The sequence below is a fragment of the Actinoplanes derwentensis genome (genome assembly GCF_900104725.1).
In the GTDB taxonomy this organism is placed as follows: Bacteria; Actinomycetota; Actinomycetes; order Mycobacteriales; family Micromonosporaceae; genus Actinoplanes; species Actinoplanes derwentensis.
On record NZ_LT629758.1, the window covers coordinates 4,042,134 to 4,067,893 of the forward strand.

20 protein-coding genes are annotated in these 25,760 nt (G+C 69.4%); 12 read left to right on the forward strand and 8 right to left on the reverse strand.

Annotated features, from left to right (window positions below):
• Window positions 1-9 precede the first annotated feature (9 nt).
• Both ppdK and BLU81_RS17970 read right to left on the reverse strand, forming a co-directional pair.
• Complete coding sequence (ppdK, locus tag BLU81_RS17965) at window positions 10-2,688, reverse strand: pyruvate, phosphate dikinase (protein ID WP_092545725.1); 2,679 nt, start codon at window positions 2,686-2,688, stop codon at window positions 10-12.
• Window positions 2,689-2,985: 297 nt separating this feature from the next.
• On the reverse strand, window positions 2,986-3,678 hold the full coding sequence (locus tag BLU81_RS17970; RefSeq protein ID WP_092545726.1) for a hypothetical protein: 693 nt from the start codon (window positions 3,676-3,678) through the stop codon (window positions 2,986-2,988).
• 119 nt (window positions 3,679-3,797) lie between these two features.
• Between BLU81_RS17970 and BLU81_RS17975 the strand changes: the two genes are divergently transcribed.
• From BLU81_RS17975 to BLU81_RS18015, 10 genes are all read left to right on the forward strand, one after another.
• Window positions 3,798-5,258: an FAD-linked oxidase C-terminal domain-containing protein gene (locus BLU81_RS17975; RefSeq protein WP_092545727.1), complete on the forward strand. Its 1,461-nt coding sequence runs from the start codon at window positions 3,798-3,800 to the stop codon at window positions 5,256-5,258.
• Window positions 5,259-5,475: 217 nt separating this feature from the next.
• Window positions 5,476-6,690 (forward strand): FAD-binding oxidoreductase, encoded by a 1,215-nt coding sequence (locus tag BLU81_RS17980; protein ID WP_231954623.1) that lies wholly within the window; start codon window positions 5,476-5,478, stop codon window positions 6,688-6,690.
• Between the two features lie 233 nt (window positions 6,691-6,923).
• Window positions 6,924-8,183, forward strand: coding sequence for a (Fe-S)-binding protein (locus BLU81_RS17985; RefSeq protein WP_231954624.1), 1,260 nt, complete (start codon window positions 6,924-6,926; stop codon window positions 8,181-8,183).
• Window positions 8,184-8,410: 227 nt separating this feature from the next.
• A complete protein-coding gene (locus BLU81_RS51555; RefSeq protein WP_269461056.1) occupies window positions 8,411-8,533 on the forward strand; it encodes a hypothetical protein in 123 nt (40 codons plus the stop codon).
• A gap of 247 nt (window positions 8,534-8,780) precedes the next feature.
• Entirely contained in the window at window positions 8,781-9,893 is a 1,113-nt protein-coding gene (locus BLU81_RS17990) for a cellulose binding domain-containing protein (RefSeq protein WP_231954625.1), read from the forward strand.
• Window positions 9,894-10,190: 297 nt separating this feature from the next.
• The gene (locus tag BLU81_RS17995; protein WP_092557268.1) at window positions 10,191-10,622 is read left to right on the forward strand and encodes a DUF1801 domain-containing protein; all 432 of its coding nucleotides are present in this window, start codon (window positions 10,191-10,193) and stop codon (window positions 10,620-10,622) included.
• A gap of 27 nt (window positions 10,623-10,649) precedes the next feature.
• Window positions 10,650-10,937, forward strand: coding sequence for a hypothetical protein (locus BLU81_RS18000; RefSeq protein WP_092545731.1), 288 nt, complete (start codon window positions 10,650-10,652; stop codon window positions 10,935-10,937).
• Window positions 10,930-11,409, forward strand: a complete 480-nt coding sequence (gene smpB / locus BLU81_RS18005; RefSeq protein ID WP_092557270.1) for an SsrA-binding protein SmpB — start codon at window positions 10,930-10,932, stop codon at window positions 11,407-11,409. The genes BLU81_RS18000 and smpB overlap by 8 nt, the downstream gene beginning before the upstream one ends.
• Window positions 11,410-11,435: 26 nt before the next feature.
• The gene (locus tag BLU81_RS18010; protein ID WP_092545732.1) at window positions 11,436-12,440 is read left to right on the forward strand and encodes an LLM class flavin-dependent oxidoreductase; all 1,005 of its coding nucleotides are present in this window, start codon (window positions 11,436-11,438) and stop codon (window positions 12,438-12,440) included.
• A gap of 220 nt (window positions 12,441-12,660) precedes the next feature.
• Window positions 12,661-13,785: a sugar ABC transporter substrate-binding protein gene (locus tag BLU81_RS18015; RefSeq protein ID WP_092545733.1), complete on the forward strand. Its 1,125-nt coding sequence runs from the start codon at window positions 12,661-12,663 to the stop codon at window positions 13,783-13,785.
• 24 nt (window positions 13,786-13,809) lie between these two features.
• Here the strand turns inward: BLU81_RS18015 and helR are convergent, their stop codons facing one another.
• The gene (helR, locus tag BLU81_RS18020; RefSeq protein WP_269461058.1) at window positions 13,810-15,912 is read right to left on the reverse strand and encodes an RNA polymerase recycling motor ATPase HelR; all 2,103 of its coding nucleotides are present in this window, start codon (window positions 15,910-15,912) and stop codon (window positions 13,810-13,812) included.
• Window positions 15,913-16,112: 200 nt separating this feature from the next.
• Between helR and BLU81_RS49240 the strand changes: the two genes are divergently transcribed.
• Complete coding sequence (locus BLU81_RS49240; protein ID WP_172890574.1) at window positions 16,113-16,268, forward strand: hypothetical protein; 156 nt, start codon at window positions 16,113-16,115, stop codon at window positions 16,266-16,268.
• A 2-nt stretch (window positions 16,269-16,270) separates the two neighbouring features.
• Here the strand turns inward: BLU81_RS49240 and BLU81_RS18025 are convergent, their stop codons facing one another.
• Entirely contained in the window at window positions 16,271-16,723 is a 453-nt protein-coding gene (locus tag BLU81_RS18025; RefSeq protein ID WP_092545734.1) for an NUDIX domain-containing protein, read from the reverse strand.
• 23 nt (window positions 16,724-16,746) lie between these two features.
• Between BLU81_RS18025 and BLU81_RS18030 the strand changes: the two genes are divergently transcribed.
• Window positions 16,747-17,379 (forward strand): L-threonylcarbamoyladenylate synthase, encoded by a 633-nt coding sequence (locus BLU81_RS18030; protein WP_092545735.1) that lies wholly within the window; start codon window positions 16,747-16,749, stop codon window positions 17,377-17,379.
• Here BLU81_RS18030 and BLU81_RS18035 read toward each other — a convergent pair.
• From BLU81_RS18035 to BLU81_RS18050, 4 genes are all read right to left on the reverse strand, one after another.
• Window positions 17,360-20,143: an AfsR/SARP family transcriptional regulator gene (locus BLU81_RS18035; protein ID WP_172890575.1), complete on the reverse strand. Its 2,784-nt coding sequence runs from the start codon at window positions 20,141-20,143 to the stop codon at window positions 17,360-17,362. The two genes, BLU81_RS18030 and BLU81_RS18035, sit on opposite strands and share 20 nt — an antisense overlap.
• 178 nt (window positions 20,144-20,321) lie before the next feature.
• Window positions 20,322-21,521, reverse strand: coding sequence for an SGNH/GDSL hydrolase family protein (locus BLU81_RS18040; protein WP_092545737.1), 1,200 nt, complete (start codon window positions 21,519-21,521; stop codon window positions 20,322-20,324).
• A 215-nt stretch (window positions 21,522-21,736) separates the two neighbouring features.
• On the reverse strand, window positions 21,737-22,807 hold the full coding sequence (locus BLU81_RS18045) for a lytic polysaccharide monooxygenase auxiliary activity family 9 protein (protein WP_092557274.1): 1,071 nt from the start codon (window positions 22,805-22,807) through the stop codon (window positions 21,737-21,739).
• A 2-nt stretch (window positions 22,808-22,809) separates the two neighbouring features.
• Window positions 22,810-25,728, reverse strand: a complete 2,919-nt coding sequence (locus BLU81_RS18050; RefSeq protein ID WP_231954626.1) for a glycoside hydrolase family 48 protein — start codon at window positions 25,726-25,728, stop codon at window positions 22,810-22,812.
• Window positions 25,729-25,760: the final 32 nt, after the last annotated feature.

The window sequence follows — 25,760 nt, forward strand, 5'->3', positions numbered from 1 at the left end:
GCGGCGGGGTCAACGATGATCAGAGTCTTCCGCGGTGACGGCGGCCCTGCCAGCCTCCAAGCGGGCGATCGGGACGCGGAACGGGGAGCAGGAGACGTAGTCGAGGCCCACTTCGTGGAAGAAATGGACGGAATCCGGGTCGCCACCGTGCTCACCGCAGACACCCAGTTTCAGGCCGGGACGGGCAGCGCGGCCTTCTTCGGCGGCGATCCGGATCAGGCGGCCGACGCCGTCGGTGTCGATGGATTCGAACGGGGAGATGCCGAAGATGCCGAGTTCCAGGTAGCGCCAGAAGAAGGCGCCTTCCACGTCGTCGCGGGAGAATCCCCAGGCCATCTGGGTGAGGTCGTTGGTGCCGAAGGAGAAGAACTCGGCGGCCTCGGCGATCTGGCCGGCGGTCAGGGCGGCCCGCGGCACCTCGATCATGGTGCCGATCAGGATCTCCACACCGCTGGAACCGACGATCTCGGCGATGATCCTCTCCGCCTCGGTGCGTACGGTTTCCAGCTCTTGAACGGCTCCTACCAGCGGGACCATGATTTCCGGGCGCGGGTTGCCACCTTCGGCGGCCAGTGCGACGGCGGCTTCGGCGATGGCCCGGACCTGCATGGCGAAAAGACCGGGAATGACCAGCCCGAGGCGTACGCCGCGCAGCCCGAGCATCGGGTTCTGCTCGTGCATCCGGCGGACCGCGGCGAGAAGCTGCTCGTCGTGTTCCACCCGCCGCCCGTGTTCGCGCTGAACGGCGACCTTGACCGCGAGTTCCTCCAGCGACGGCAGGAACTCGTGCAGCGGCGGGTCGATCAGCCGGATCGTGACGGGCAGCCCGTTCATCTCCCGGAATATGTCCAGGAAATCAGCGCGCTGCAGCGGCTGCAAAGCCGACAGAGCAGCGTTCCGTTCAGTCTCGTCGCGCGCAAGAATGAGGCGTTCGACCAGTTCCCGACGGTCGCCGAGGAACATGTGCTCGGTGCGGCACAGCCCGATGCCCTGGGCGCCGAAACGTCGGGCGCGGGCGGCGTCGGTGCCGGTGTCGGCGTTGGTGCGCACGTTGAGACGGCGTTTCCCGTCGGCGTGCGTGAGGATCCGGTGCACCGCCGCGACCAGCGGATCGTTGGCCCGCGCCGGGTCGAGATCGCCTTCGAAATACTGCACGACCTCACTCGGGCGTACCGGCACCTCACCCGGGTAGACCCGGCCGGAGGTGCCGTCGATGGAGATCATGTCGCCTTCGCGGACGGTGTGCGAGCCGATCGCGAACGACGTCGCGGACACCACCATCTCGTCGGCGCCGCAGACGCAGGTCTTGCCCATGCCACGGGCGACGACGGCGGCGTGTGAGGTCTTGCCGCCGCGGCTGGTGAGAATGCCGTTGGCGGCGATCATGCCGGGCAGGTCGTCGGGGTTGGTCTCGCGCCGGACCAGGATCACCGGCGCACCGGAGGCGGCGACTTCGACCGCCTGTTGCGAGGTGAAGACGACCTGGCCGTAAGCGGCGCCCGGAGAGGCCCCGATTCCCCGCGTCAACGAGTCCGGACTTCCCGCCAGGTCGAACCGCGGGAACATCAACTGCCCGAGTTGCGCGCCGGTGACCCTGTTCAGCGCCTCGTCGAGATCGATGACGCCCTCGTCGACGAGCTGAGCGGCGATGGTGAACGCGGCGGCCGCGGTCCGTTTCCCGACCCGGGTCTGCAACATCCAGAGTTTGCCGCGTTCGATGGTGAACTCGATGTCGCAAAGATCCCGGTAGTGGCCTTCCAAGGTAGCCATGATCTGCATCAGCTCGTCGTAGGAGCGTTTGTCGAGCCGTTCCAGGTCGGCCAGCGACAGCGTGTTGCGGATGCCGGCGACCACGTCCTCGCCTTGGGCATCGGACAGGTAGTCGCCGTAGACGCCCTGTTCACCGGTGGCCGGGTCGCGAGTGAAGGCGACGCCGGTGCCGGAGTCGGCGCCGAGGTTGCCGAAGACCATGGCGACCACGTTGACCGCGGTGCCGAGGTCGGTGGGGATGCGTTCCTGCCGGCGGTAGAGGACCGCGCGGTCGGCGTTCCACGACCCGAAGACGGCCTCGACGGCTTGGTCGAGCTGTTCGCGGGGATCCTGCGGGAAGTCGTGGCCGGTGTGCTTGGCGAACACTTTCTTGTACGCGCTGACGAGCGCCCGCAGGTCGGCGGCGTCGAGCTGCACGTCGTCCTGGACGCCCTTGGCCACCTTGGCCTGGTGCAGCGCGTCCTCGAACTCGTGGCCGGGCACCTCGCAGACGGTCTTGCCGAACATCTGGATGAGGCGGCGGTACGAGTCCCAGGCGAACCGGTCGTTGCCGCCGGCCTGCCGCGACAGCCCGGCCACCGAGTCGTCGTTGAGCCCCACGTTGAGGACGGTCTCCATCATCCCCGGCATGGAGAACTTGGCACCGGACCGCACCGACACCAGCAGCGGGTCGTCCGGGTCACCGAGGCGGCGGCCCATCGCGGACTCCAGGGTGGCGAGATGCTCGTCGATCTCCGCGGCGAGCCCGTCGACATGCGTACCGGCGCTGAGGAACTGCTGGCAGGCCTCGGTGGTGATGGTGAATCCGGGAGGCACGGGCAGGCCCAGGTTGGTCATCTCCGCGAGATTGGCGCCCTTGCCACCCAGCAGGTCCTTGAGATCCTTGTTTCCCTCGGCGAAGTCGTACACGAACTTCATGCCCTACCTCCGGTTATGAATCCGTGGTGGATACCAGTTCCTGCCCTGGGATTCGTAAGGCTAAGCACGACCGGAGTGAATAGTTAACAGTCGGTGGCTTTTTCCACACAGCTACGACCATCACTGAGCGGTACGCGCTCTCTTCGCGCAGTAACGAGCACGTGTGCCACGGATCGCGTGGTGTGAGGGGGTCGCCGGGACGGTTCACGGCGGAAATTAAGAGCGCCGCTGCGAATTCCACGGGGGAAGAACTCGCAACGGCGCACCGCGAACATTAGACGACGAACGTCGACATGTCTATCCCACGCGCTGCACGACCGAGCCGACGAGACGCTTCCAGTCCGCTTCGAAGCCCGCCGACGGCGACGAGTTCTCCAGGCGGTAGACGGCGTAACTGTCCACAAGCACCACATTGCGGGTACGCAGCACGGCCACCGCGGTGTCGGCGGTGCCGGGGTGCTCGGACTCGTACAGCTTGTGGCGAATGATCACGAACCCGTTCCAGCCGTTCTCGTCCAGCTCACGGATCTCGACCGACTCGTTGTAGGCCGGCTCGTTGCGGTCCGACGTCACCGTCGCCGGGACCTCGGCCGTCGCCGGGCACTGGGCGGCGACGGTCCGCAGCAGCGTCAGCCCCGCCTCGGCGCTGGCCAGGTCGGCGTAGACGAGGGCGGACTGCTGAAGCGTCTGCGCGCCCTTCTCGCCCTCGTCGGCGGCGTTCGACGCCACGATCTCGGCACCCGGCGGGATCTCCGGGGCAGGACTGGCGCCCCCGCAGAAGCTGACGAGCTGCGCCGGGGCGGCACTCTCCAGCGGGGCGACCCAGGCCGGGCCGATCTCCGCGGGCTGCAGGAAGGCGCCCCGCATCGTGGTGACGTTGACCAGGTCACCGTCGGGCGCGGCGTCGTCGGAGGAACTGCACCCGGCCGCCAGCACCAGGGCGCAGACGGCGCCCACAGCGGCACGGAGGGTTCTGGCGGTCGAGAACATCCGGCCATCCTGCCAGACCGCGCCGGCCGGGGTTATCCACAGGACGGCGGTTCCCCGTCGCGCTCGGCACCGAACGCGATTAGCGTGACCACCAGGCACCGGCGCCGAGGAGGTCCACGATGAGCGTGATCGATGCGCTGGCCGCACGCTTGCGGTCCGAGCTGGGCTCCGGCCAGGTCCTGACCGACAGACAACAATTGCGGACGTACGAATGTGACGGCCTAGCCCAGTACAAGGTCGTCCCCGCCCTCGTCGTCCTGCCCCGCAGTGCCGCCCAGACCGCCGCGGTGGTCCGCGCGTGTGCCGAGGCGAAGGTCCCGTTCGTGGCCCGCGGCTCCGGCACCGGCCTGTCCGGCGGGGCGCTGCCGCACGCCGAGGGTGTCCTGATCGTCACCGCCCAGCTGCGGTCGATCGTGTCGCTGGATCCCGCCGACGAGCGGGCCACCGTCCAGCCCGGGGTGATCAACCTGCAGGTCAGCGAGGCCGTCCGAGACTTCGGCTACTACTACGCGCCCGATCCGTCCAGCCAGCAGATCTGTTCGATCGGCGGCAACGTGGCGGAGAACTCGGGCGGTGCCCACTGCCTGAAATACGGCTTCACCACCAACCACGTCACCGGCATCGAGATGGTCACTCCCGCCGGTGACCTGGTCCGGCTCGGCGGGGCCGCCCCCGACACCCCCGGTTACGACCTGCTCGGCGCGTTCGTCGGCTCCGAGGGCACGCTCGGCATCGCCACCGAGGTGACCGTCCGGCTGACCCGGCTGCCGGAGACCGTCCGCACGCTGCTGGCCGCCTTCCACAGCACCGACCAGGCCGGGGCCGCCACGTCGGCGATCATCGCGGCCGGGGTGGTGCCGGCCGCGATCGAGATGATGGACGCGCTCGCCATCGAGGCCGCCGAGGCGGCCGTCCACTGCGGTTACCCGGCCGGCGCCGATGCCGTCCTCGTCGTCGACCTCGACGGCCCGTCCGCCGAGGTGCGGTCCCAGTTCGACGAGGTGACCCGGCTCTGCGCGGAGCACGGGGCCTTCGAGACCAGGGTGGCGGCCGACGACGAGGAGCGGGCGCTCATCTGGCGGGGGCGCAAGTCGGCGTTCGCCGCGGTCGGCCGGATCAGCCCCGACTACATCGTGCAGGACGGCGTGATCCCCCGGACCGCGTTGCCCGAGATGCTGCGGCGCATCGCCGCGGTCGCCACCGAGCACGGCGTGCGGGTCGCCAACGTCTTCCACGCCGGCGACGGCAACCTGCACCCGCTCGTCCTCTTCGACGACGCGGTGCCCGGTGAGGCCGCCCGCGCCGAGGCCGTCTCCGGCGCCATCCTGGACCTGTGCGTCGAGTTCGGCGGCTCGATCACCGGCGAACACGGGGTCGGCGCCGACAAGACCCGTTTCATGCCGCGCATGTTCACCGACGACGACCTGGACACGATGCAGCTACTCAGATGCGCTTTCGACCCTTTCGCCCTGGCCAACCCCGGCAAGGTCTTCCCCACACCCCGCCTGTGCGGCGAACGCCCCGGCCGTCACCAGGGCGCCCACCCACTCCAGGTGGCCGGCGTGGCGGAGGTCTTCTGATGAGCCCATGTTCCGCCCCTCCCTGCTCTTCGCCTCCGCGCTCTTCGGTTCCCCGCTACCGGTCTCCCCGCTCCTCACCTACCTTGACCTCGGCCTTTCCAGGGCCGCCCATTTCACACAGCACCGGTCTGAGCCGGTCCTTCCCACCGATTCCTTCGCGGGTCATTCGACTTCCGCGCGCCCGACCCCTTCCCACCGGGATTCTCGGAGGGCGGCAGTGAGTGCCTTGGACGATCTGGCGGTCAAGGCCGGGGATGACGACGTCGTCGGGGGTGTCCAAGCTCGACTGGTGGCGGCGCCGGCATCTACCGCCGAAGCGTCCGCGCTGATCGCCGCCACGCCGGGGCTCAACGTGGTGATCCGGGGTGGTGGCACGAAGCTGCAGCAGGGGCCGCCGCCGCGGGAACTGGATCTGATCATCGACACCCGGCGGCTGGCTGGAGTGGTCGAGCACGCCGCCGGTGATCTGATCACCGTGGTCCGGGCCGGAACACCGATGGCCGAATTGCACCGGCTGCCCGGTCAGCAACTCGCGCTGGACGCGCCGACCGGGGCCACGGCCGGTGGCACCGTCGCGGCGAACGGGAGCGGGCCCCGGCGACTGCGCTACGGCACGGCCCGCGACCTGCTGATCGGCGTCACGGTGGTCCGGCCCGACGGCCGGGTCGCCAAGGCGGGCGGCAAGGTCGTCAAGAACGTCGCCGGGTACGACCTGGGCAAGCTCTACACCGGTTCCCTAGGCACGCTGGGCCTGATCACCGAGTGCGTCTTCCGGTTGCACCCGGTCCCGGTCGCCACCTCTTTCGTACGGGCCCTCGCCCCGCCCGAAGCCACGGCCCGAATTCTGGCCGGCCAGTTCGCACCCAGCGCCGTGGAGATCAACGCCGAGCCCGGCGCCGAACCGGAGATCGCGGTCCTGTTGGAAGGCACTCCCACCGGAGTCCACGACCGCGCGACGGCACTCGCGGCGCTCCTGGACGGCGAGATCACCACCACCGCGCCGCCTTGGTGGAACAGCCCGCCGTGGCCATCCGGCGGTCTGGCCCTGAAACTGACCGCGACCCTCTCCCGGGTCCCCGCCCTGGTCACCGCAGCCCTCGAAGCGGGCCTCACCGTCCGGGGCTCAGCCGGCACCGGCGTCCTGTACGCGGGCGGCCCAATACCGGCCCGCCCCGCTCTTCCCGGCACCGCCCTTCCTCCCGGTACCGCTCGCCCATTCAACGGGCCGGCGCCAGTCGGCATCGTCGAGGCGCTGCGGGCTGCGGCCACCGCCGCTGGTGGGCATGCGGTCGTGGTGGCCGTGCCGGAGGGAATGGCTGACGGGATCGACATGTGGGGGCCGGTTCCCGGAATCGAACTGATGCGCCGGGTCAAGGAACAGTTCGATCCAGACCATCGGTTCGCGCCGGGGCGTTTCGTGGGAGGCATCTGATGCCGGAAACCAGAGCCACTCCAAACGACGACGTCCCCAGCATGAACGCCACTTCTGAAGACGCCACTTCGGAGAAGGGCTTGGCGGAAGACGGTATGGCGGAAGATGCCCGTCGGCCTGGGTTGCCGTCAGGCGACGAGGCCAGGACTGCTCCGCGGGATGCGCTTCGGGCTGCGGAGCGTGGGGTGATGGTCACCGCCTTTGATGGGGATCGGCCGCCCAGTGCAGATCTGGTGTCTGATTGTGTTCACTGTGGGTTCTGCCTGACCACCTGTCCCACCTATGTGTTGTGGGGCGCGGAGATGGACTCGCCGCGGGGGCGGATCCATCTGATCGGGCAAGGGCTGTCCGGGGAACCGCTCAGCGACTCGATGGTCGGGCACTTCGACCGTTGCCTCGGATGTATGGCGTGTGTCACCGCCTGCCCGTCGGGAGTCCAGTACGACCGGCTCATCGAAGACACCCGGGCACAGGTCGAGCGACGGCACGTTCGGGGAGTTCGGGAGCGGGCGCTGCGGGCGGCGATCTTCGCGCTGTTTCCGTACCCGCGGAGGTTGCGGCTGCTTCGGGGGCCACTCCGGGCGTACCAGAAATCGGGCTTGCAGAAGCTGGTGGGCCGCACCGGTCTGCTTCGGCGGCTGGCGCCGACCATCGCCACCCTCGAGTCTCTCGCACCGCGGCTGCACGGTGTGCCGCGGCCACCGGCCCGGGTGCAGGCCCGTGGTGAACAGCGCGCCGTCGTGGGGATGCTGACCGGTTGTGTTCAGTCGGCGTTCTTTCCGGACGTCAACTCCGCGACCGTGCGGATCCTCGCCGCCGAGGGGTGTGAGGTGCTGATTCCGCCGACGCAGGGCTGTTGCGGCGCGCTCAGTGTGCACAACGGGCGGCGGGCGGAGGCGCAGCGGTTCGCACGACGGCTGATCGACACGTTCGAGCGGACCGGGATGGACTATTTCGTGGTCAACGCGGCGGGGTGCGGGTCGTCGCTGAAGGAGTACGGAGAGTTGCTCGCCAACGATCCGCGTTATGCGGGGCGAGCTGCCGGGTTCGCGGCCAAGGTTCGTGACCTGAGCGAGCTTCTGGTGGAACTCGGGCCGGTCGCGCGCCGGTATCCCCTACCGATGTCGGTGGCCTACCACGACGCCTGCCATCTCGCGCATGCGCAGGGAGTGCGGACGCAGCCACGGGCGTTGCTGCAGGGCATTCCGGGGCTGGAGGTCCGCCGGATCGCCGAGGCGGAGATCTGCTGCGGTTCCGCCGGCGTATGGAACGTCCTGAACCCCGGCCCCGCCGCCGACCTGGGCGACCGCAAGGCGAAAGCGGTCCTGGCCACCGACGCGAACCTCCTGGTAACCGCCAACCCGGGCTGCCTGATGCAGGTCGCAGCCGCCGTCCGACGCCAGGGCGGCACGATCGCCCTGGCCCATACCGCCCACGTCCTCGACGCCTCGATCCGCAACCTGCCCCCAGACACCCTCCTAACGCGAAGCTAGCCCACGTCCTCCGGCATCGCGCCGCTCAGCGACCCAGAACGGCACGGCGCGGCACGGCACGGCACGGCACGGCACGGCACTGCGCGGCACGGCACTGCGCGGCACGGCACTGCGCCAGAGGTTCCTGCTGGAAAACCGCGGCTTCCGCAAGGGCATGCCTGGGGTAGGCCGCGACCACAGCGTGGACAAACCTGGCTAGGAGACCACGACCGTAACGAGTACGGACCTTGCGGGAAGGGCGGACCGCGGTCGGGGTCGCGGCGCCGGATGTCGGTGGGGTGGAACGCGGGGAGACGGGCCCCGTAGCGGCCGGTCTCCCCGCGCTCTCCCAGCCGGTGGCCGCCGAGTGAGGTCGTGGCGCACCAGCGCTTTTCGGCCTCACCCTCCACCGCGGCCGGCCGGCCCGCGCGGCACCCATCCCATCGCGCCGCACGTCTCACCCAGCACCTCTTCGGCGCGGCGGCGACGGGCCCGGCGGCGTAAAAACGCCGGACGGGATAACCGTTCTCCAATCATGCATCGATGTGCGTTAATTGGGAGCGCTCCCAGCGTGCGCCGTCCCCGCACGCCCGTCAAGCACATCCCCGGAGGCATCCCGTGCAAAGACGTAAATGGGCCGTCCTCGCCCTGTCCACCACTCTGCTCACCGGCACCGCCGTCGCGGCCGCCACCAGTGCGAACGCCGCCGCCGGCTGTTCGGTCAAGTACACCGTGTCCAGTCAGTGGCCGAGTGGCTTCGGTGCGGCCGTCGACGTCACCAACCTCGGCGACCCGATCACCTCCTGGTCGCTGGTGTTCACGTTCCCGGCGGGTCAGACCATCACCCAGCTGTGGAGCGGTTCCGTGACCCAGTCCGGGTCCACCGTGACCGTCCGCAACGCCGCCTGGAACGGTTCCGTCGCCACCAACGGCACTGCCTCGTTCGGCTTCAACGGATCGTGGACCGGGTCGAATCCCGTACCGGCGTCGTTCGCCCTGAACGGGGTGACCTGCACCGGTGGGACCACGCCGACATCGTCACCGACCAGCTCGCCGTCCACCTCGGCGTCTCCGTCGCCGTCGAGCTCACCGTCCACTCCGCCGACGTCGCAGCCGCCAGCCGGCACCCCGGTCAAGATCATGCCGCTGGGTGACTCGATCACCGGCTCGCCGGGCTGCTGGCGGGCCTTGCTGTGGCAGCAGCTCCCGGCCGCCGACGTCGACTTCGTGGGGACGCTTCCCGGCGACGGGTGCGGGTTCGCGTACGACAGTCAGCACGAAGGTCACGGCGGGTACCTGGCGGTCAACGTGGCCAACCAGAACCTGCTGCCGGGCTGGCTGAGCGCTAGCGACCCGGACGTGGTGCTGATGCACTTCGGCACCAACGACGCGTGGAGCAGCCTGTCCACGGCGACGATCCTGAGCGCCTACACCACGCTGGTCGGGCAGATGCGCGCCGCCAACCCGAACATGAAGATCATCGTTGCGCAGATCATCCCGCTCAACCCGTCAACATGTACGGAGTGCGGGCAACGTGTGATCAATCTGAACGCCGCGATCCCGGCCTGGGCCGCGTCGCTGTCCACGGCCGCGTCCCCGGTCACGGTGGTCGACCAGTGGACTGGGTTCAACACGTCAACTGATACATACGACGGCGTCCACCCGAACGACGCCGGCAATGTGAAGATCGCCGCCCGCTGGCTCCCCGCCGTGCAGGCCGCCATCGCCTGATCCCCGGAACGGCGCGGCAGGCGTCTCCCCCCAGCGCCCGCCGCGCCAGCCCTGGAGGTACGGATCCGAGAGAGAGAACAAGGCCGACGTCACCGTTTCGCGGTCCGGGTTGCGTGGTGATTCAGGGTGCGAATCGAACCGCAAGTCACCACACCGGAAGGCGGTCGCGCCTTAACCGCGAGGCCGCGAAGCCCCGAGAGTGCGAAGCCGCGCGAGGCCGAAAGGCCGCGCGAGCGCGAAAGGCCTGGTGGGATGTTCGCATCGCCGGGGGTGAGCGGCGAGGCCTATGGTGGTGGGATGGCGGAGCCGAAGACGAGCCGGACCGAGCAGAGTGTCGCCACGTTCCTGGCCACCGTCGCGGATCCGAGGCGACGGGCCGACGCGGAGGCCGCAGTCGCGCTGTCCGCCGCGGTAACCGGGGCCGAACCGGTCATGTGGGGCACGGCGATCGTCGGTTTCGGCGCCTACCACTACCGATATGCCTCCGGCCGTGAGGGCGACTGGCCCGCGGTCGGTCTCTCCCCGCGCAAGCAGGCGCTGACGTTCTACATCGTGCCCGACTTCGACGGCTACGACGAACTGCTGGCGAGACTGGGGCCACACACGCCCGGCAAGTCGTGTCTGCTGCTGAAGCGGCTCGACGATGTCGATCGATCCGTCCTGTCGGACCTGATCTTGCGGGGTTTCCGGCACCTGGACGGGCAGACGGTGGGCGCGGGGGCGCAATAGGCCGATTCGGGCGGCATAATCGGCGGGGTGAACAACTGGGAGTACGCGCGACTGGAATATCGCGCCGCGGGCACGCTCGGGTCCGACCGTTTCATGGACTGGACCGCCACCTTCAACCATCCGGGTGGGGTGCTGCGCTGGGGCACCGACGAGCGGTTCGACGATCTGCGGCATCTGAACCGGGCGGGGGCGGCCGGCTGGCAGGCGTACGACCGGGCCGTCATCCATGTCAAGGATGAGCCGCACCGGTTGAGCAGCGTGACGTACTCGATGCGCCGCCCGATCCCGGATGATCTGGCGGATCACGATGCCTAGGGAGACCGGGGTCAAGCTGATCGCCTCGAACAAGAAGGCGCGGCACGACTACGCGATCCTGAAATCGTACGAGGCGGGGCTGGTGCTGTCCGGCACCGAGGTGAAGTCGCTGCGGCTGGGGCGGGCGTCGCTGGTCGACACGTTCGCGCAGGAGCACGAGGGCGAGATCATGCTCTACGGACTGCACATCGCGGAGTACGGGTTCGGTTCGTGGACCAATCACGCGCCGCGGCGGACCCGGAAACTGCTGTTGCACCGGGTCGAGATCGCGAAGATCCTGAACCAGCTCAAGGAGGGTTCGGGGCTCACGCTGGTGCCGCTGTCGCTGTATTTCAAGGACGGCTGGGCGAAGGTCGAGCTGGGTCTGGCGCGCGGTCTCAAATCGTACGACAAACGGCAGGTCATGGCCGAGAGGGACGCCAAGAAGGAGATCGCCCGGGAGTTCGGCCGACGGGTGAAAGGCCGAAGGTGAAATTCCAGAGCCGGTAAGATCTTCAGGTGGAATTCGGACTGGATACTTTCGGCGACGTCAACGGCAAGCCTTACGCACAGGTCATCCGGGATGTGGTCGAGCAAGGGGTGCTCGCCGACGAGGTCGGTCTCGACTTCTTCGGGGTCGGCGAGCATCACCGCGATGATTATGCGATCTCGTCCCCGGAGATCGTCCTCGCGGCGATCGCCGCGAGGACCGAGCGGATCAAGCTGGGTACGGCGGTCACGGTGCTGAGTTCCGATGACCCGGTCCGGGTCTTCGAACGTTTCGCCACCTTGGACGCCGTCTCGCAGGGCCGTGCCGAGATCATTCTCGGGCGTGGTTCGTTCACCGAGTCGTTCCCGTTGTTCGGGTTCGACCTGGGCGACTACGAGAAGCTGTTCGCGGAGAAGCTGGACCTGATGGCCGAGCTGCTCGGCGAGGGCCCGGTGTCGTGGGAGGGCACGATCCGCCCGCCGCTGGTGGAGCAGCAGGTCTATCCGAAGACGGAGTCGGGTTCGATCCGGACGTGGATCGGGGTGGGTGGCAGCCCGGAGTCGGTGGTGCGGGCCGCGCAGTACGGTCTGCCCCTGGTTCTGGCGATCATCGGCGGCGCTCCGGCCCGTTTCGAGCCGTACGTGGACCTGTTCCACCGCGCCTTGAAGGAGCTGGAGCAGGAGCCGCAGCCGGTGGCCGTGCACTGCCCCGGTTTTGTGGCGGCCACCGACCAGGAGGCGATCGACATCCTGTGGCCGCACGCCCGCCGCAACCTGGACCGGATCGGCCGCGAACGGGGCTGGCCGCCGGCGACCCGGGACCGTTTCGAGGCGGACGTGGCCGAAGGCGCCTGGCATGTCGGTTCACCGGAGACGGTGGCGCAGAAGGTCGCCGCTACGATCAAGGCGCTGGGCATCGATCGTTTCGACATGAAGTACGCGCACGGCCCGCTCCCCCACGAGCACTTGATGACGTGCATCCGGCTCTACGGTGAGCAGGTCGTCCCCCGGGTGCGGGAGCTGCTCGCCGAGTAACGGGTCTGTCGAATTCGATCAGTGCGTCTCGGGTCCCGGAGTCGGACTTCTGCAACGATTAAGTCACTGGCCGTGAATATTGGCAGCAACCCGGCGAAAGTGAATAATCTTGGGCTTCGGCCCCCACCCGAAGTTGCGGCCGTGGAACGCTGGCCGATACTTGGCGGACCGTTCAGCGCTTCACGCAGCTCGGGTACCACCTGAGAGGACACTAATCGCCATGCGCAAGTCTTTACTCGCCCTGGTAGCCGCCGGCCTCCTGACGTCGGCAACACTCACGGCTTGTGATGGCGGGACAGACGGTGCTACTGGTAGTGACGCCGCTACCATCAGTGGTGGCAGTGAGAAGGTGACCGGAACTGACGGTATCGCCGTGATCCTGCCGGACACCACGACCGACCGCTGGGTCAACGACGACCCGAAATATCTTCAGGCCCAGTTCGACAAAGCCGGCGTCCCCGCGCAGATCTTCAACGCCGAGAGCGACGAGGACGAGTTCAAGCGGATCGCGAAAACCGCTCTGGACAAGGGCTTCAAGGTCCTGATCATCGCGAACCTCGACGCGGCCAGCGCCAAGGCCGTCATCGACGACGCGCACTCCCGCAACGTGCCGGTGATCGACTACGACCGGCTCACCCTCAACGGTGCCGCCGACTACTACGTCAGCTTCGACAACGAGAAGGTCGGCCAGTTGCAGGCCGACGGGCTGCTCGACTGCCTGCGGCGCAAGCGAGTCAGCAACCCGGTGATCGCCGAGCTCAACGGCTCCCCGACGGACAACAACGCCTTCCTGTTCAAGGCGGGTTACGACACGGTCCTCAACGAGCGTTTCGACAACGCCACCGCGGTCAAGGGCCCGGACCAGTTCGTGCCGGACTGGAAAGAGGACAACGCCCGCGAGATCTTCGAGCTGATGTTCAAGCAGTACCCGAACATCAACGGTGTCCTCTCCGCCAACGACGGTCTCGGCAACGCGGCGATCGAGGTGCTCAAGAAGAAGGGCAAGAACGGCAAGGTTCCGGTCACCGGTCAGGACGCCAGCATCAAGGGCCTGCAGAACATTCTCGCCGGTGACCAGTGCATGACCGTCTACAAGGACACCCGGATCGAGGCCGAGGCCGCTGCCGAACTGGCGATCAGCCTCTACAAGAACGAGAAGCCGGTGGTCGCGGACAAGTTGAAGGACCCGGAGTCCGGCCTCTACATCCCGTTCAAGCGGCTGGAGCCGAAGGCCATCAACATCCGCAACATCAAGTCGGTCGTCGACGGTGGTTACGTCAAAGCCGCCGACCTCTGCATCGCGGCGGTCCGCGAGGCCTGCCAGACCGCCAAGATCATCGATTAAGCACGTCGCACCACCGGCGAGCCGTCAGGTCAGGACGACCAGGCGGCTCGTCGCGCGTGTCATGGCCACATAACGGTCGACGGCGCCCTCGATGCCGGCGCCGAACGACTCCGGTTCGATCAGGACCACCAGATCAAATTCCAGGCCCTTCGCGAGTACGGGGGTCAGAACCCGTACACCAGACCGGTCTTGATCGCGCTCTGCCCTGATCACGCAGGCGGTGCCCTCGGTGTGGCCGTCGAGGATCGCGTCCAGCTCGGCGAGCGAGCCGTGGTGCACTCCGATACCGCTGCTCCGGATCGAGGTGGGCACGTTGGCGTCCGGCAGGACGGCCCGGATCACCGGTTCCGCCTCGGCCATCACCTCGGCCGGCGTCCGGTAGTTCACCGTCAGCGACGCCGTCGTGATCCGGGCGACCCCCACCCGTTCCAGCCGCTCCCGCCACGACTCGGTGAAGCCGTGCCGGGCCTGGGCCCGGTCGCCGACGATCGTCAGGCTCCGCGACGGGCACCGGGACAGCAGCATCTGCCACTCGGCGTCGGTCAGCTCCTGCGCCTCGTCCACGACCACGTGGTCGAACGTCTTCTCCATCGAGTCACCAGCCGGCTCGTCACCGGCCAGCACCTCCCGCAGATCCTGCTGCCGAAGCATGGTCATCAGGCCTTCGCCGTCGTCGTACTCGCTCGAGGCGATCAGATCGTCGACGACCCGGTCCATGCCGGCCTGCCGGACTCCGGCCGCGGCCTCCCGGCGGCGCCGGTCGCTCGCCGCCGCGGGATCACCGAGTCGACGCCGCACCGCGTCGAGCAGCGGCAGGTCGGCGTCGGTCCAGGCCAACGGATCGGCCCGCTGCAGCGTGCGGATCTCGCCGGCGCTCAGCCAGGGCGCGCATCGGCGCAGGTAGGCGGGCACCGACCAGAGATCCGCGACCAGGTCGGCGGCCTCCAGCAGCGGCCACGACCGGCTGAAGGCCCGCCGCAGGTCCCGGCTGCGGGCCAGTTCCGCCTCGCCGGTCCCGGACTTCGCCGCCAGGATCGCGAGCAGTTCGGCCCAGACCTGGTCGCGGGCGTCGTTGTGCGGGGTGCCCGGGTCCGGGGCCTCGAACGCCGCCGCCCAGTCCGCCACGCTGACCGGGACGTCCTCGTCCTCGGTGCTGACCACCATGGGCTTGCCGGGTGGTTCCTGATAGAACCGGACCGCCGTCTCCATCGCCGCCACCAGGTCCTTCGAGGATTTCAGCCGGGCCACCTCCGGGTCGGTCTCGGGGACCGCCGTCGCCCCTTCGGCGACCAGGCCACGGATGGTGCAGGTCTGCACGTCGTCCTCACCCAGGTTCGGCAGCACGTCGGCGACGTAGGCCAGGTACGGCTCGTGCGGGCCGACGAACAGCACCCGCTTGAGCCGGGGATCGGAGTAGCGCAGGTAGGCGGTGCGGTGCAGGGCCACCACGGTCTTGCCGGTGCCCGGCCCGCCGTCCACCAGTAGCGCGCCCGCCGAACCGGCCCGGACGATGGCGTCCTGGTCGGCCTGGATGGTGCCGAGCACGTCCCGCATCCGCGGCGACCGGCTGCTGCCGAGACTGGCGATGAACGCTGACTGGTCGTCGAGGGCCACGTGCCCCCGCAGACCGTCGGCGGTGAACACCTCGTCCCAGTAGTCGGTCACCCGGCCGCCGGTCCACCGGTAGCGTCGGCGGCTGACCAGGCCCATCGGGTTGGCGTGGGTGGCGCCGAAGAACGGTTCAGCGGCCGGGGAACGCCAGTCCACCAGCAGCCGGCCGCCCTCGGAGTCGGTCAGCCCGAACCGGCCGATGTAGATCGTCTCCCCGTCCGCCCGGACCATCCGCCCGAGGCAGAGGTCCAGGCTGAACCGGCGCAGCGCCCGCAGCCGGCCGGTCATCCGGCGGACCGCGTCGTCCCGGTCCACGGCCTGCCGGCCCTTACCGGCGGGCGCCTTGCGCTCGGTGTCGAGCCGCTCGGACAGTTCGGCGATCGACCGTCCGAGGCTTTCCGCGATGCCGCCGAAATGCTTGTCGTCGGCGGCGATCATGGCCGTCTCCGCCTTGGCGGCGAGCCGGTCCGGCAGCGCGAAGGCCGTGGTGAAGGCACTGGTGGTGGACAGGTTCAAGGCTTCCCCGCTTCGCCGGATCGTGTCGTCGAACAGCGATTCTGCGCCCGCACCTGGGTCTTGCGGCAAGACCCCCTACGTGCTATACGTTAGAAGTGGCGACGAGGTATTCGCCCTTTTTTTCTGCGCCAACCTGTCAATAAGCTGCGTGTTGACGCGCGACAGGTGTCGATTCCGGCCCCGCTGGGCACACTGGATGCATGGCTTCCATCACGCAGCGTATCCAGGCCTTCCTCAACAGTCCCAAGGGCCGTCAGCTCGCCGAGCAGGGCCGCCGTCAGCTGGCCAAGCCGGAGAACCAGCAGAAACTCAAGGGCCTCCTGGCGAAGTTCCAGGGACGCGGCAGCCGCCGCTGAGGTCAGCCCCAGGTGCGGAACTCCCTGACCAGCTCGGGCAGGGAGGGTGGCTCCAGGCGGTCGGGCAGAGCGGTCAGCGCGGCCGGGTCGACCCACCGATGGGCGATCAGTTCATTCTGCTCGTACGGCAGCAGATTGTCCCGGACCAGCGGCGGCCGCACCGTGGGGAAGAACGCCGCGAAGAACTGCTCGGCCCCGGTGTACCGGACGCCTTTCCAGACGCTGCCCCGTTCCACGTCGGCGAACCGCTCCCCCACCAGGGACGCATCGAGCCCGGTCTCCTCGGCCAGTTCCCGTCGCGCCGCCTGCCACGGTGTCTCCCCCGGATCGATCCCGCCACCCGGCGGCTCCCAGAGCCGTTCGCCCGAGACCGGGTCCTCCCAGTTCAGCAGCAGGACCCAGCCGCTGGCGTCGAAACAGAGCACGCGAACTGCCGGTCGGTGAACGGACGTCATGCGGGAAGCCTAAGCTGTCGAAAGTGGCCAAGTACTTCGACGTGCACCCGGACAACCCGCAGCCCCGCAGCATTCATCAGGTCGTCGACCTGATCCGCGCTGACGGGCTGATCGCCTATCCGACCGACTCCTGTTTCGCCCTCGGCTGCCGGATGGGCAGCAAGGACGCCCTGGACCGGATCCGGGCGATCCGGCATCTGGACGACCGGCACCATTTCACGCTGCTGTGTCATGACTTCGCACAGCTGGGGCAGTTCGTGACGGTCAACAACGCGCTGTTCCGGGCGGTGAAGGCCTCGACGCCGGGGCCGTACACGTTCATCCTGCCCGCGACCAAAGAGGTGCCGCGACGGCTGCTGCACCCGAAGAAGAAGACCGTCGGCGTCCGGATCACCAGTCACTCCACGGCCCAGGCGATCCTCGCCGAGCTGGGTGAGCCGCTGGTCTCGTCGACGCTGTTGCTGCCCGGCGAGCTGGAGCCGATGACACAGGGCTGGGAGATCAAGGAGGCCCTGGATCACGTGATCGACGCGGTGATCGACTCCGGGGAGTGCGGCACCGAGCCGACAACCGTGATCGACCTGTCCGAGGGCACGCCGGAGATCCTGCGGGTCGGCGCAGGCGATCCGGACCGGTTCATGCCGAGCGGAGTTTGACCGCCAGCTCCGCGGCCCGTGGGTGGTCGATCCGCTCCAGCAGGGCGAGCGCCTCCCGCCACTGAGCCGCCGCCTCCGCACTGTCACCGGCCCGGATCAGCGCATCACCCAGGTGCTCCCGGATGTCCGCTTCCCGGAACAGGTCGGTGATCTCCAGGCCGAACTCCAGCGCCTGGCGGAAGGCGGCGATCGCCTCGACGTGGTCGCCGAGGTTCATATGCGCCCAGCCGATGCTGTCCCAGGTCGAGGCACTGCCGTGCCGGTCGTTCATCTCCTGGTGTAGCACCAGGGCGTCGCGAAGGTACCCCAGGGCCAGGTCGTGGCGTCCGTCCCGGGCCGTCGACCAGCCCAGCGCGCTGAGGGCCCGCGCCTCGACGACCTTGTCGCCTGCCTCCCGGAAGAGCGGGCGGGACAGCAGGATCAGCTCCTGGCACTCGGCGTGGCGGCCCTGCTGGTCGCGCATCCAGGCGAGCCCGAACAGCACGTGGGCGCGCCCGCCCGGATCACCGATCCGCTCGTAGATCCGGGACGCCTCGGCGTACTGCTTCTCGGCATCGTCGTACTGGCCGACCTTGATGTGGCTGCGCGCCAGCGACCGGCGGGCGGCGGCCTCGGCGACCGGCTCGCCCCGGCGGTGGGCGGCGGCGACGGCGATCCGCTCGACCGCGCTCCAGTCGTCCCAGTGGCCCTGCCGTTCCAGGAAACCGGACATCTCCCAGGGCATCTGCCAGCCGTAGTCGTCGATCTCGGCGGCGAACCGGAGGGCCGCCATCAGGTTCGGGATCTCGGCGGCGAACCAGGTGAAGCACTCGGCCTCCCCGGCGAGCCGCTCGGGCCGCACCCCCGCCGCCGGTTCGCTCGCCGCCCGCCGCGGGCGATGCGGCTCCCGGAGCGCGGCGGCGGCTCGCGCGGTGTGCAGCAGGTGGTCCAGGAGGCGGCGCGCCGCCGGGTCACGTTCGGTTTCTTCCAGCAGATCAGCGGCGTACGCCCGGAGAAGGTCGTGCATCACGTACCGACCCGGCCGCTGCTCGCTGATCAGGCTGGCGGTGACGAGTTCGGTCAGCGCCGCCCCGGGCTCGTCACCCACGCCCGTCAAGGGCCCGGTCACGCCGTCCGGGGAGCCGGTCGCGCCCTCCAGGGAGCGGATCGTGGCCGCTGAGATGTCCGGGCCCGGGTTGACGCCGAGCAACCGGAACAGCCGGGCCCCGGCGGGGCTGAGTGCCCGGTAGGACCAGGAGAACACGATCCGTGGATCGGTCTCGTCGTCGCCGTCGCCGAGTCCGTCGAGCCGGGACGCGGCGAGTTCGGCGGCGAGTTCGGCGAGTGGCTGCCCGGTGCGCATGGCGGCCCGGGCGGCCACCGTGACGAGGGCGAGCGGCAGGCCCGCGGTGGCGGCGACCAGGGCGGCGACGGTGTCCGGTTCGGCGGTGAGGCGGACCCGGCCGAGGCGTCCGGCGAGCAGTTCCCCGGCCTGTCCGCCGTCCAGGACGGCGAGCGGCACCGGCAGGGCGCCGTGCGAGGCGACCAGGCCGCTGAGCCGGTCCCGGCTGGTCACGATGACGGCGTTGTCCCCGGTGCCGGGCAGCAGCGGCCGGGCGTGGGCGGCGTCGCGGGCGTTGTCCAGCACGATCAGCAGTCGCCGCCCGTGGAGCAGGCTCCGCAGCAGCCCGATCCGGGCGTCCAGGCCGGGCGGGATCGGGTGACCGGGTGCGAGTGCGGTGACCAGGTTGTGGGCCGCCTCATCGGGGGTCATCACCTCCTCCCGGCGGTCGAAGCCGCGCAGGTTGAGGTAGAGCTGCCCGTCCGGGAACCGCTCGCGGGCGCCGTGTCCCCAGTGCACGGCCAGCGCGGACTTGCCGACGCCGGGCGGGCCGGTGACGACGGCGATCCGGGAACCACCGGCGAGGATCCGGTCGAGTTCGGCGGCCTCGGCGCGGCGGCCGGTGAAGGCGATGGCGCCGGCCGGAAGCTGGGCGGGCGCGGCGGGACGAGCAACCGGGGCGGGTGCAGGCGACGTCGGCGCAGGAACTGCGGAGGCGGGCGATGCGGAGGCGGCGTCGTCGCGCAGGATGCGGGTGTGCAGGCCGGTGAGTTCCGGGCCGGGGCCGGTGCCGAGTTGGTCGGCGATGGCGTCACTGGCCCGGGCGAACGTCTCCAGGGCCTGCGCCGGGCGGCCGGCCTCGACCAGGGCTCGCATCAGCACGGCGGCCAGGCTCTCGGCGGTGGGGTGTTCGGCGGCCACCGGGGCCAGGATCCCGGCGGCGTCCTCGGCCCGCCCGGCGCGCAGGACGGCGCGGCCCAGCCGGGTGTGGACGTCGAGACGTTCCCGGGTCAGCGAGTCCCGGACCCGGGCCGCCCAGGAGCCGGGCACTCCGGCGAGGGCTTCGCTCTCCCAGCCGTCGAGGGCGGTACGCAGCAGTCCGATGGCCTGCTCGTGGTCACCGGTGTCCTCGGCGGCACGGGCCTCGGTCACGTGGCGGCGGGCCCGGTGCAGGTCGACCAGTTCGGGGTCGCAGTCGATCAGGTAGCCGCCGTCGGTGAACCGGATGCTGCCGGGACCCAGGACCGGGTCGAGGACCCGGCGCAGGCGGGTGGCGTACGGCGCGAGCGGGGTGCCCGAACGCGGTGGCGAGTCGTCCCAGACCCGGTCGATCAGGGTGCCGGCCGGGATCACCTGGCGTGGGCTGAGCAGCAGGGCGGCGAGCAGGCAGCGTTGTTTCCCGGGGCCCAGATCGATGTCGTTCCCGCCGGTCCGCAACCGCATCGGCCCCAGTAGCCGCCAGTGCATTGGCCGTCTTCCTCCGGTCGGTGTGATCAGCCCGAGAGATAGACGATTCCGCACGTGCAAACCATTTGCAAACGAAGATCGTCACGATGGAACGGCGTCCACGACCCACGGGGGGTCGTGGGCGCGATACCCGCTGCTCAGACGCGCGGATCGCTCAGCGGAACAGATCCAGCGGGATGGCCGCCGCGAGCGCCGCCGTGCCCAGGTCGTTGGGGTGCAGTCCGTCGCCGGAGTCGTACCGCGCCTGCATCCGCTCCGGGGCGGCCGGGTCACGGACCGCCGCGTCGAAGTCGACCACCGCGTCGTACTCCCCGCCGACCTTGATCCAGGTGTTGAGGGTGTGCCGTTTGATCAGGTTGGCCGGGTTGTTGTAGCGGGCCGAGGCGGCGCCGAACGGCAGCAGGGTGCCACCGACCACCAGCAGCCCGGCAGACCTGGCCCGCAGGATCAGCTCCCGGTGCCCGGCGATCAGCTGGGCCGGTGTCACCGACGGGTTGTTGGCCAGGTCGTTGACGCCGATCAGGGTCACCACGTAACGCACGCCGGGCTGGCCTAGCACGTCCCGGTCGAACCGGCGCAGCGCCGCCGCGCCCACCGACGCCTCCTCCGCGGCCTGCCCGGTCTTGTCCTCATAGCCGAAGAGCAGCCGGTTGCCGCTGAGACCGACGTTGAGCAGCCCGCGCGGCACCCGATCGACGCGGAACCGGGCGGCCAGCAGGTCGGGCCAGCGGTGATTGGTGTTGTCGGTGGTCTCGGTGCCGCACGTGATCGAGTCACCGAGGGCCACGATCGAGGCCGCGTTACGGACCGTGCGCACGCTGAGCCCGGTGATCCACAGGTAGCGGGTGACCCGTTTGCCGGTGCCGGGGCCGTCCACTGCGGTGGCGTCGCCGGCGACGATCAGGTTCGACTGCTTGGAGCGGGGGCTGACCGTGCCGACGATCGTCGGGTCCGGCAGGTAGAGGCTGATCACCAGGTCCATGCCGGCCCCGATGATCATGTCGGCGACGTCACTGACCACCGTCTCGCCAGGCGGGATGACGACCTCGGTCGCGCCGTCGAAGGTGAGCGGGCGGGCGCTGCCGGGGACGGTGTTGCTGGACCGGCCGGTGCCGGAGCGCACGGCGATGCTGGCGGCGCCGATCCGGACCGGCTCCGCGCCGTACTCGTTCGACAGGGTCAGGCGGGGCAGGTCACCGCCGACGCTGGTGTGCACCACCTGCCGGACGGTCTTCGCGGCGAGCGTGAGAATCTTCTCGGTCGGGACCGCTGTCGGCGCGGCGGCCCAGGTGCCGACCCGGGCGGGCGCGCGTGCGATGCTGTCGCGCTGACCGGCCTCACCGGGCGTGCCCATGACGACGGTCGCGCCGGCGCCGCCCAGCAGGAGGCCACGGCGGGTGACCCCCCGGGCGAAACCACGCCAGCCCGAAGATCCGATAAGAGATGTTTTCTGCTTTATGGGGGCAATGTAGGGATACTCCCACTGCCTCGTCAAGTTACCCCTCCGATAACGGGCGCCCCCGGCGGCGCGACCTCGATCACACTGCCGGGGGAACCGTCACCGGAGCGTCATCCGGTGGAGCACGTTAGGTTCTGAACCTGTGGCGCGGCTGTGCCGGAGGCCAGGAAACCGAATGTCACGTAACCGTTGGCCGGGACCGTGGCGTTCCAGTTCTCGTTCGTCACCGACACCAGCGAACCGCTGCTGGTGCCCTTGCCACTCCAGACCTGGGCGAGCGTCTGACTACCCGGCCACGTCCAGGAGGTGTTCCAGCCGTTCACCGCGGTCGCTCCGGCGTGCACCATGATCTCTCCCTGGAACCCGCCGGTCCAGGACGAGACGATGCTGTACATCGCCGTACAACCGCTGGGGTTGGGGTTGGGGGTCGTCGAAGTGGTGGGTGAAGGGCTCGTCGACGGTGACGGACTGGTGCCGCCGCCGACCCCGGTGACCTCGCCGTTGCCGCCGTCGAAGATCACGTCGGAACAGCCGTAGAAGGTCTCCTGGCTGTCCGAACGCGCCCACACCGAGTAGATCAGGTGCTTGCCGGTCTTGCCGGCCGGGAGCGTGCCGTTCCAGTAGTAGTGGCCGTCGTCGGTGCCCGGCCCGCCGGTCTCGGCCGGGTTGGTGACCGCGTCGAACGCCACCGGCTCCAGGTCACTCCAGGCCAGCGTCTTGGTCGGGTCGTAGCCGTTCTTGGTGATGTACAGCGAGAACGTGCCCGGGTGGCGGGCCCAGTTGTTGTACTTGAACTGCACGTTCGCGCCGGACGTCAGGTGGGTCAGCGGCCAGTCGTTGCGGGCCAGGTTGAATCCGGTGAAGTTGTACGGCCCACCGGTCCCGCCGCTGCACAGCTGCCCGTCCGGGAGGAAGCCGTTGACCCGGCCCGCCCCGTCCGAGCGGAGCACGGCGAACCAGTTGTAGAGCGAGTTGACGCCACTCGCCGCGACGGCCGCGGCGCAGGCGGCGTTCTTGGGCTCGATCGCGCCGGTCGACGGGTTACGGCCGTCCTGGTAGCAGAGCCAGGTACGGCTGCCGGGCGCCTGGAGCGCGCCGTGTGCCTGGGCGGGACCGGGCAGAGCCAGGATCCCGGCCGCGGCGGTGAACAGGACCACCGCGGCCATCTTCAGCAAACGCATGATCACCCCTGGGGGAACAGCCGGGCGTATTCGGCGTAGCCGGTTGCCACGTCGACCTGCGCCCAGAACCGGTGGTAGTTGAACGTCGGCGCGGCGCCGCCGTTCAGGTACGCCTGGACCTTCGGGAAGTCCGGGTCACTGCGGTAGAAACTGCGGATGTCCAGGAACGAGACACCCGGCTTGATCACGTCACCGTTGGGCATCTCCCCGGTCCAGCCCGGCGGGATGTAGAGACCCTGGCCGGTCGAGGCGTTGTAGACGTCGTCGAACCGGTTGTAGTCGGCGCGGGTCTCGGTGCTCGACACGCCCTTGCCGTCCTTGAACGCCCAGATCGCGTCGAGCAGCCCCTTGGCCGCCGTCTTGGCCTGCGCGTTACCGGACTTGGCCGCGTAGAACGTGAGCAGCTTGGCGAACGAGCCGGCCACGCCCAGGTCCTGGCTGTGGTTGCTGACCGTGACGTGCAGGTTGGTGTTGGCCGCCGGACTGGACGGATTCCAGGTGGCCGGCGCACCCGACCAGGCCAGGTCGGACGGGATGGCGAAGGTGGTCGTGCCGATCGTGGTGTTGGCCAGCGCCCACGGCACCCACTTGTCGAGCACCGCCTTGGCCTTGGCGTTGCCGGTCACGTAGTACAGCTCGGCGAGCCGTTCGAGGGACCAGGTCTGCATGCCGAACCAGCGGTTGGACGGCGGGTCCTCGTAGACCGGGGCCTCGACGTACGACAGCCCGTAGAACTGCGGAACGTTCGTGGGCCGGGCCGAGTAGTCGCCGTTCCAGCTGTTGGTCGCGCCACCGGCGATGGCCCCCTCGGACGACTGCAGCCACTGGTAGAACTCCAGCTGCCGGTCGAGGCTGGTCTGCCAGTCGGCCTTCGCGGTCGGTGACTTCGGGTTGAAGGCGGTGACGTTGGACAGGATGTAGGCGGCCATCGGGTTCTGGTAGCCGAAGTGGCTGGTGCTGGAGCCGATCCGCCACGCCCAGCCGGCACTGGTGTCGTAGGCGCCGCCCCAGGCGTAGTACCAGGACATCAGGTTGCTGGAGGCGTTCTTGCCGGTGCCCGCGGGACACGAGGTGGAACCGCAACCGGGCTGCTTGAAGTACTTGTCGTAGAACGAGTAACGCAGGTAGTCGCCCATCTTGGCGGCGTTGGTGACGGCCGACGCGACCTGGGACGCCTTGCCCTGCTCGGTGGCCCACTGCAGCGCCCAGTAGGCGACCTGCACGACCCGGGCGTCCGCGTCCGGGGCGTTGGTGTACTTCCACTGCTTGGCGTACGACGCGTCCTTGGTGAACAGGTCGAGGTAACCGTTCGGGCCGCCGTGCGCGAACGTGTCGCACGCGGGCTGCGGGACGGTCTCCCAGGTCGATTCCTGCGGGCCGCGCTGGAAGGTGTTGATGTAGGCGACGCGGGTGGTGCCGTCACCGCAGTGGCCGAAGCCGTACGTGTTGTCCACGTCCAGCAGCCAGTGCATGCCGTAGATGTCATCGGTGCCGTACGCCGTCTTCAGCTCCGCGGCGAGCGGGTCGGTGCCGACGCTGACACTCGTGTCGAGCTGCGACGGGTACTGCGACGGCAGCGGGTGTTCGGCCGCGTACGTCGCCGGTTTGGCGGGGTTGTAGTTGGCGTTGGTCGGCTGGTCGGCGTGCGACGGGATGATGTACTTCTCCATCGTCGCCCAGGCGCTGTTGAACGCCGTCCAGCTGCCGCTGATCCGGGCCTGCGAGGCTTCCAGCCACAGCCAGTAGCTGAAGGCCTCGCTGGTGGTCTCGTGGCCGTGGTCGGGCGCCTCGTCGATCAGCGTCTCGATCGAGTGGTACGGCACGCCCTCCGGGCTGAAGTACCCGTTGGCCGGGCTCTTCAGGTCGTTGTAGAGCTGCGTGAACCGGGCGTCGACCGAACCCTGGTCGGCGACCGTGACCCCGAGCTGGGCGGCGGTGTAGCCGCTGCTGGTGGCCGAGATCGTCGCGGTGGCCCCGATCGCCGCGGCGGTGGAGGCGGCGACCGTGACCGCCTGGCCGGTGCCCCAGTTCGACGGGGTGAAGGTGAGACTCGCCGGGGTCACGGTGACCGCGGTCGACCCGGCGCTGCGGGCGACGGCCACCGTGACGTTCGCGGTCGGCGCCTTGCTCAGCGACACCCGGAACGCGCCACTGGCACCCGGTGAGATCGCCAGCGAGGTGGCGTCGGCGACGATCGCCGGGGTGGTCGACGCGTCCACGAAGACCGGCACGTCGGCGGTGCTGCTGCGGGTGCCGGCGTTGTCGAACGCGACAGCCTGCAGGTGGTAGGCGGCGGACTGCGCCGGAACCCCGTCCCAGGTGTACGCGTACGGCGCGGTGGTGTCACTGCCGAGCAGCAGGCCGTCGTGGTAGAACTCGACCCGGCTGATCGTCTGCCCGGTGGCCGCGGTGGCGGTGGCCGCGATCGGGATGGACGCCGGAGCGGTGTACCTGGTGTTCGCCGCCGGGCTGCTGATCGCCACGGTGGGCGCGTTCGCCGTCTGGTTGCAGGTGGTGCCGTTCAGGGTGAACACGGTCGGCACCGGGTTGGCCGTGGTGAACGTGCCGTTGAAACCGGTGCCCACGGTCGCGCCGGTGGCCAGCGCGCCGTTCCAGGCCGCGTTGTCGACGGTGACCCGGGTGCCGGACTGGCTGTAGACGCCGCTCCAGCCCTGTCCCGCCTTCTGATTGGCGTCCGGGAAGTCGAACTGCAACTTCCACGTACTCAGCGGGTCTCCGGTGTTCTTGATCTGGATGTCGCCGGTGAACCCGCCGGTCCACTGGCTCTGCACCTTGTAGACGACGGTGCAGCCGGCCGCGGCATAGGCCGGGGCGCCGGCCGCGAGGACCGCGCCGGCGCCGAGAACGGCGACGCCGGAGACGGCCAGCCTGCGTCGCAGGCGTTGTCTGAAGGGACTCACGGGGGATGTTCCTCTCCGCCGGGGTTTCTCCG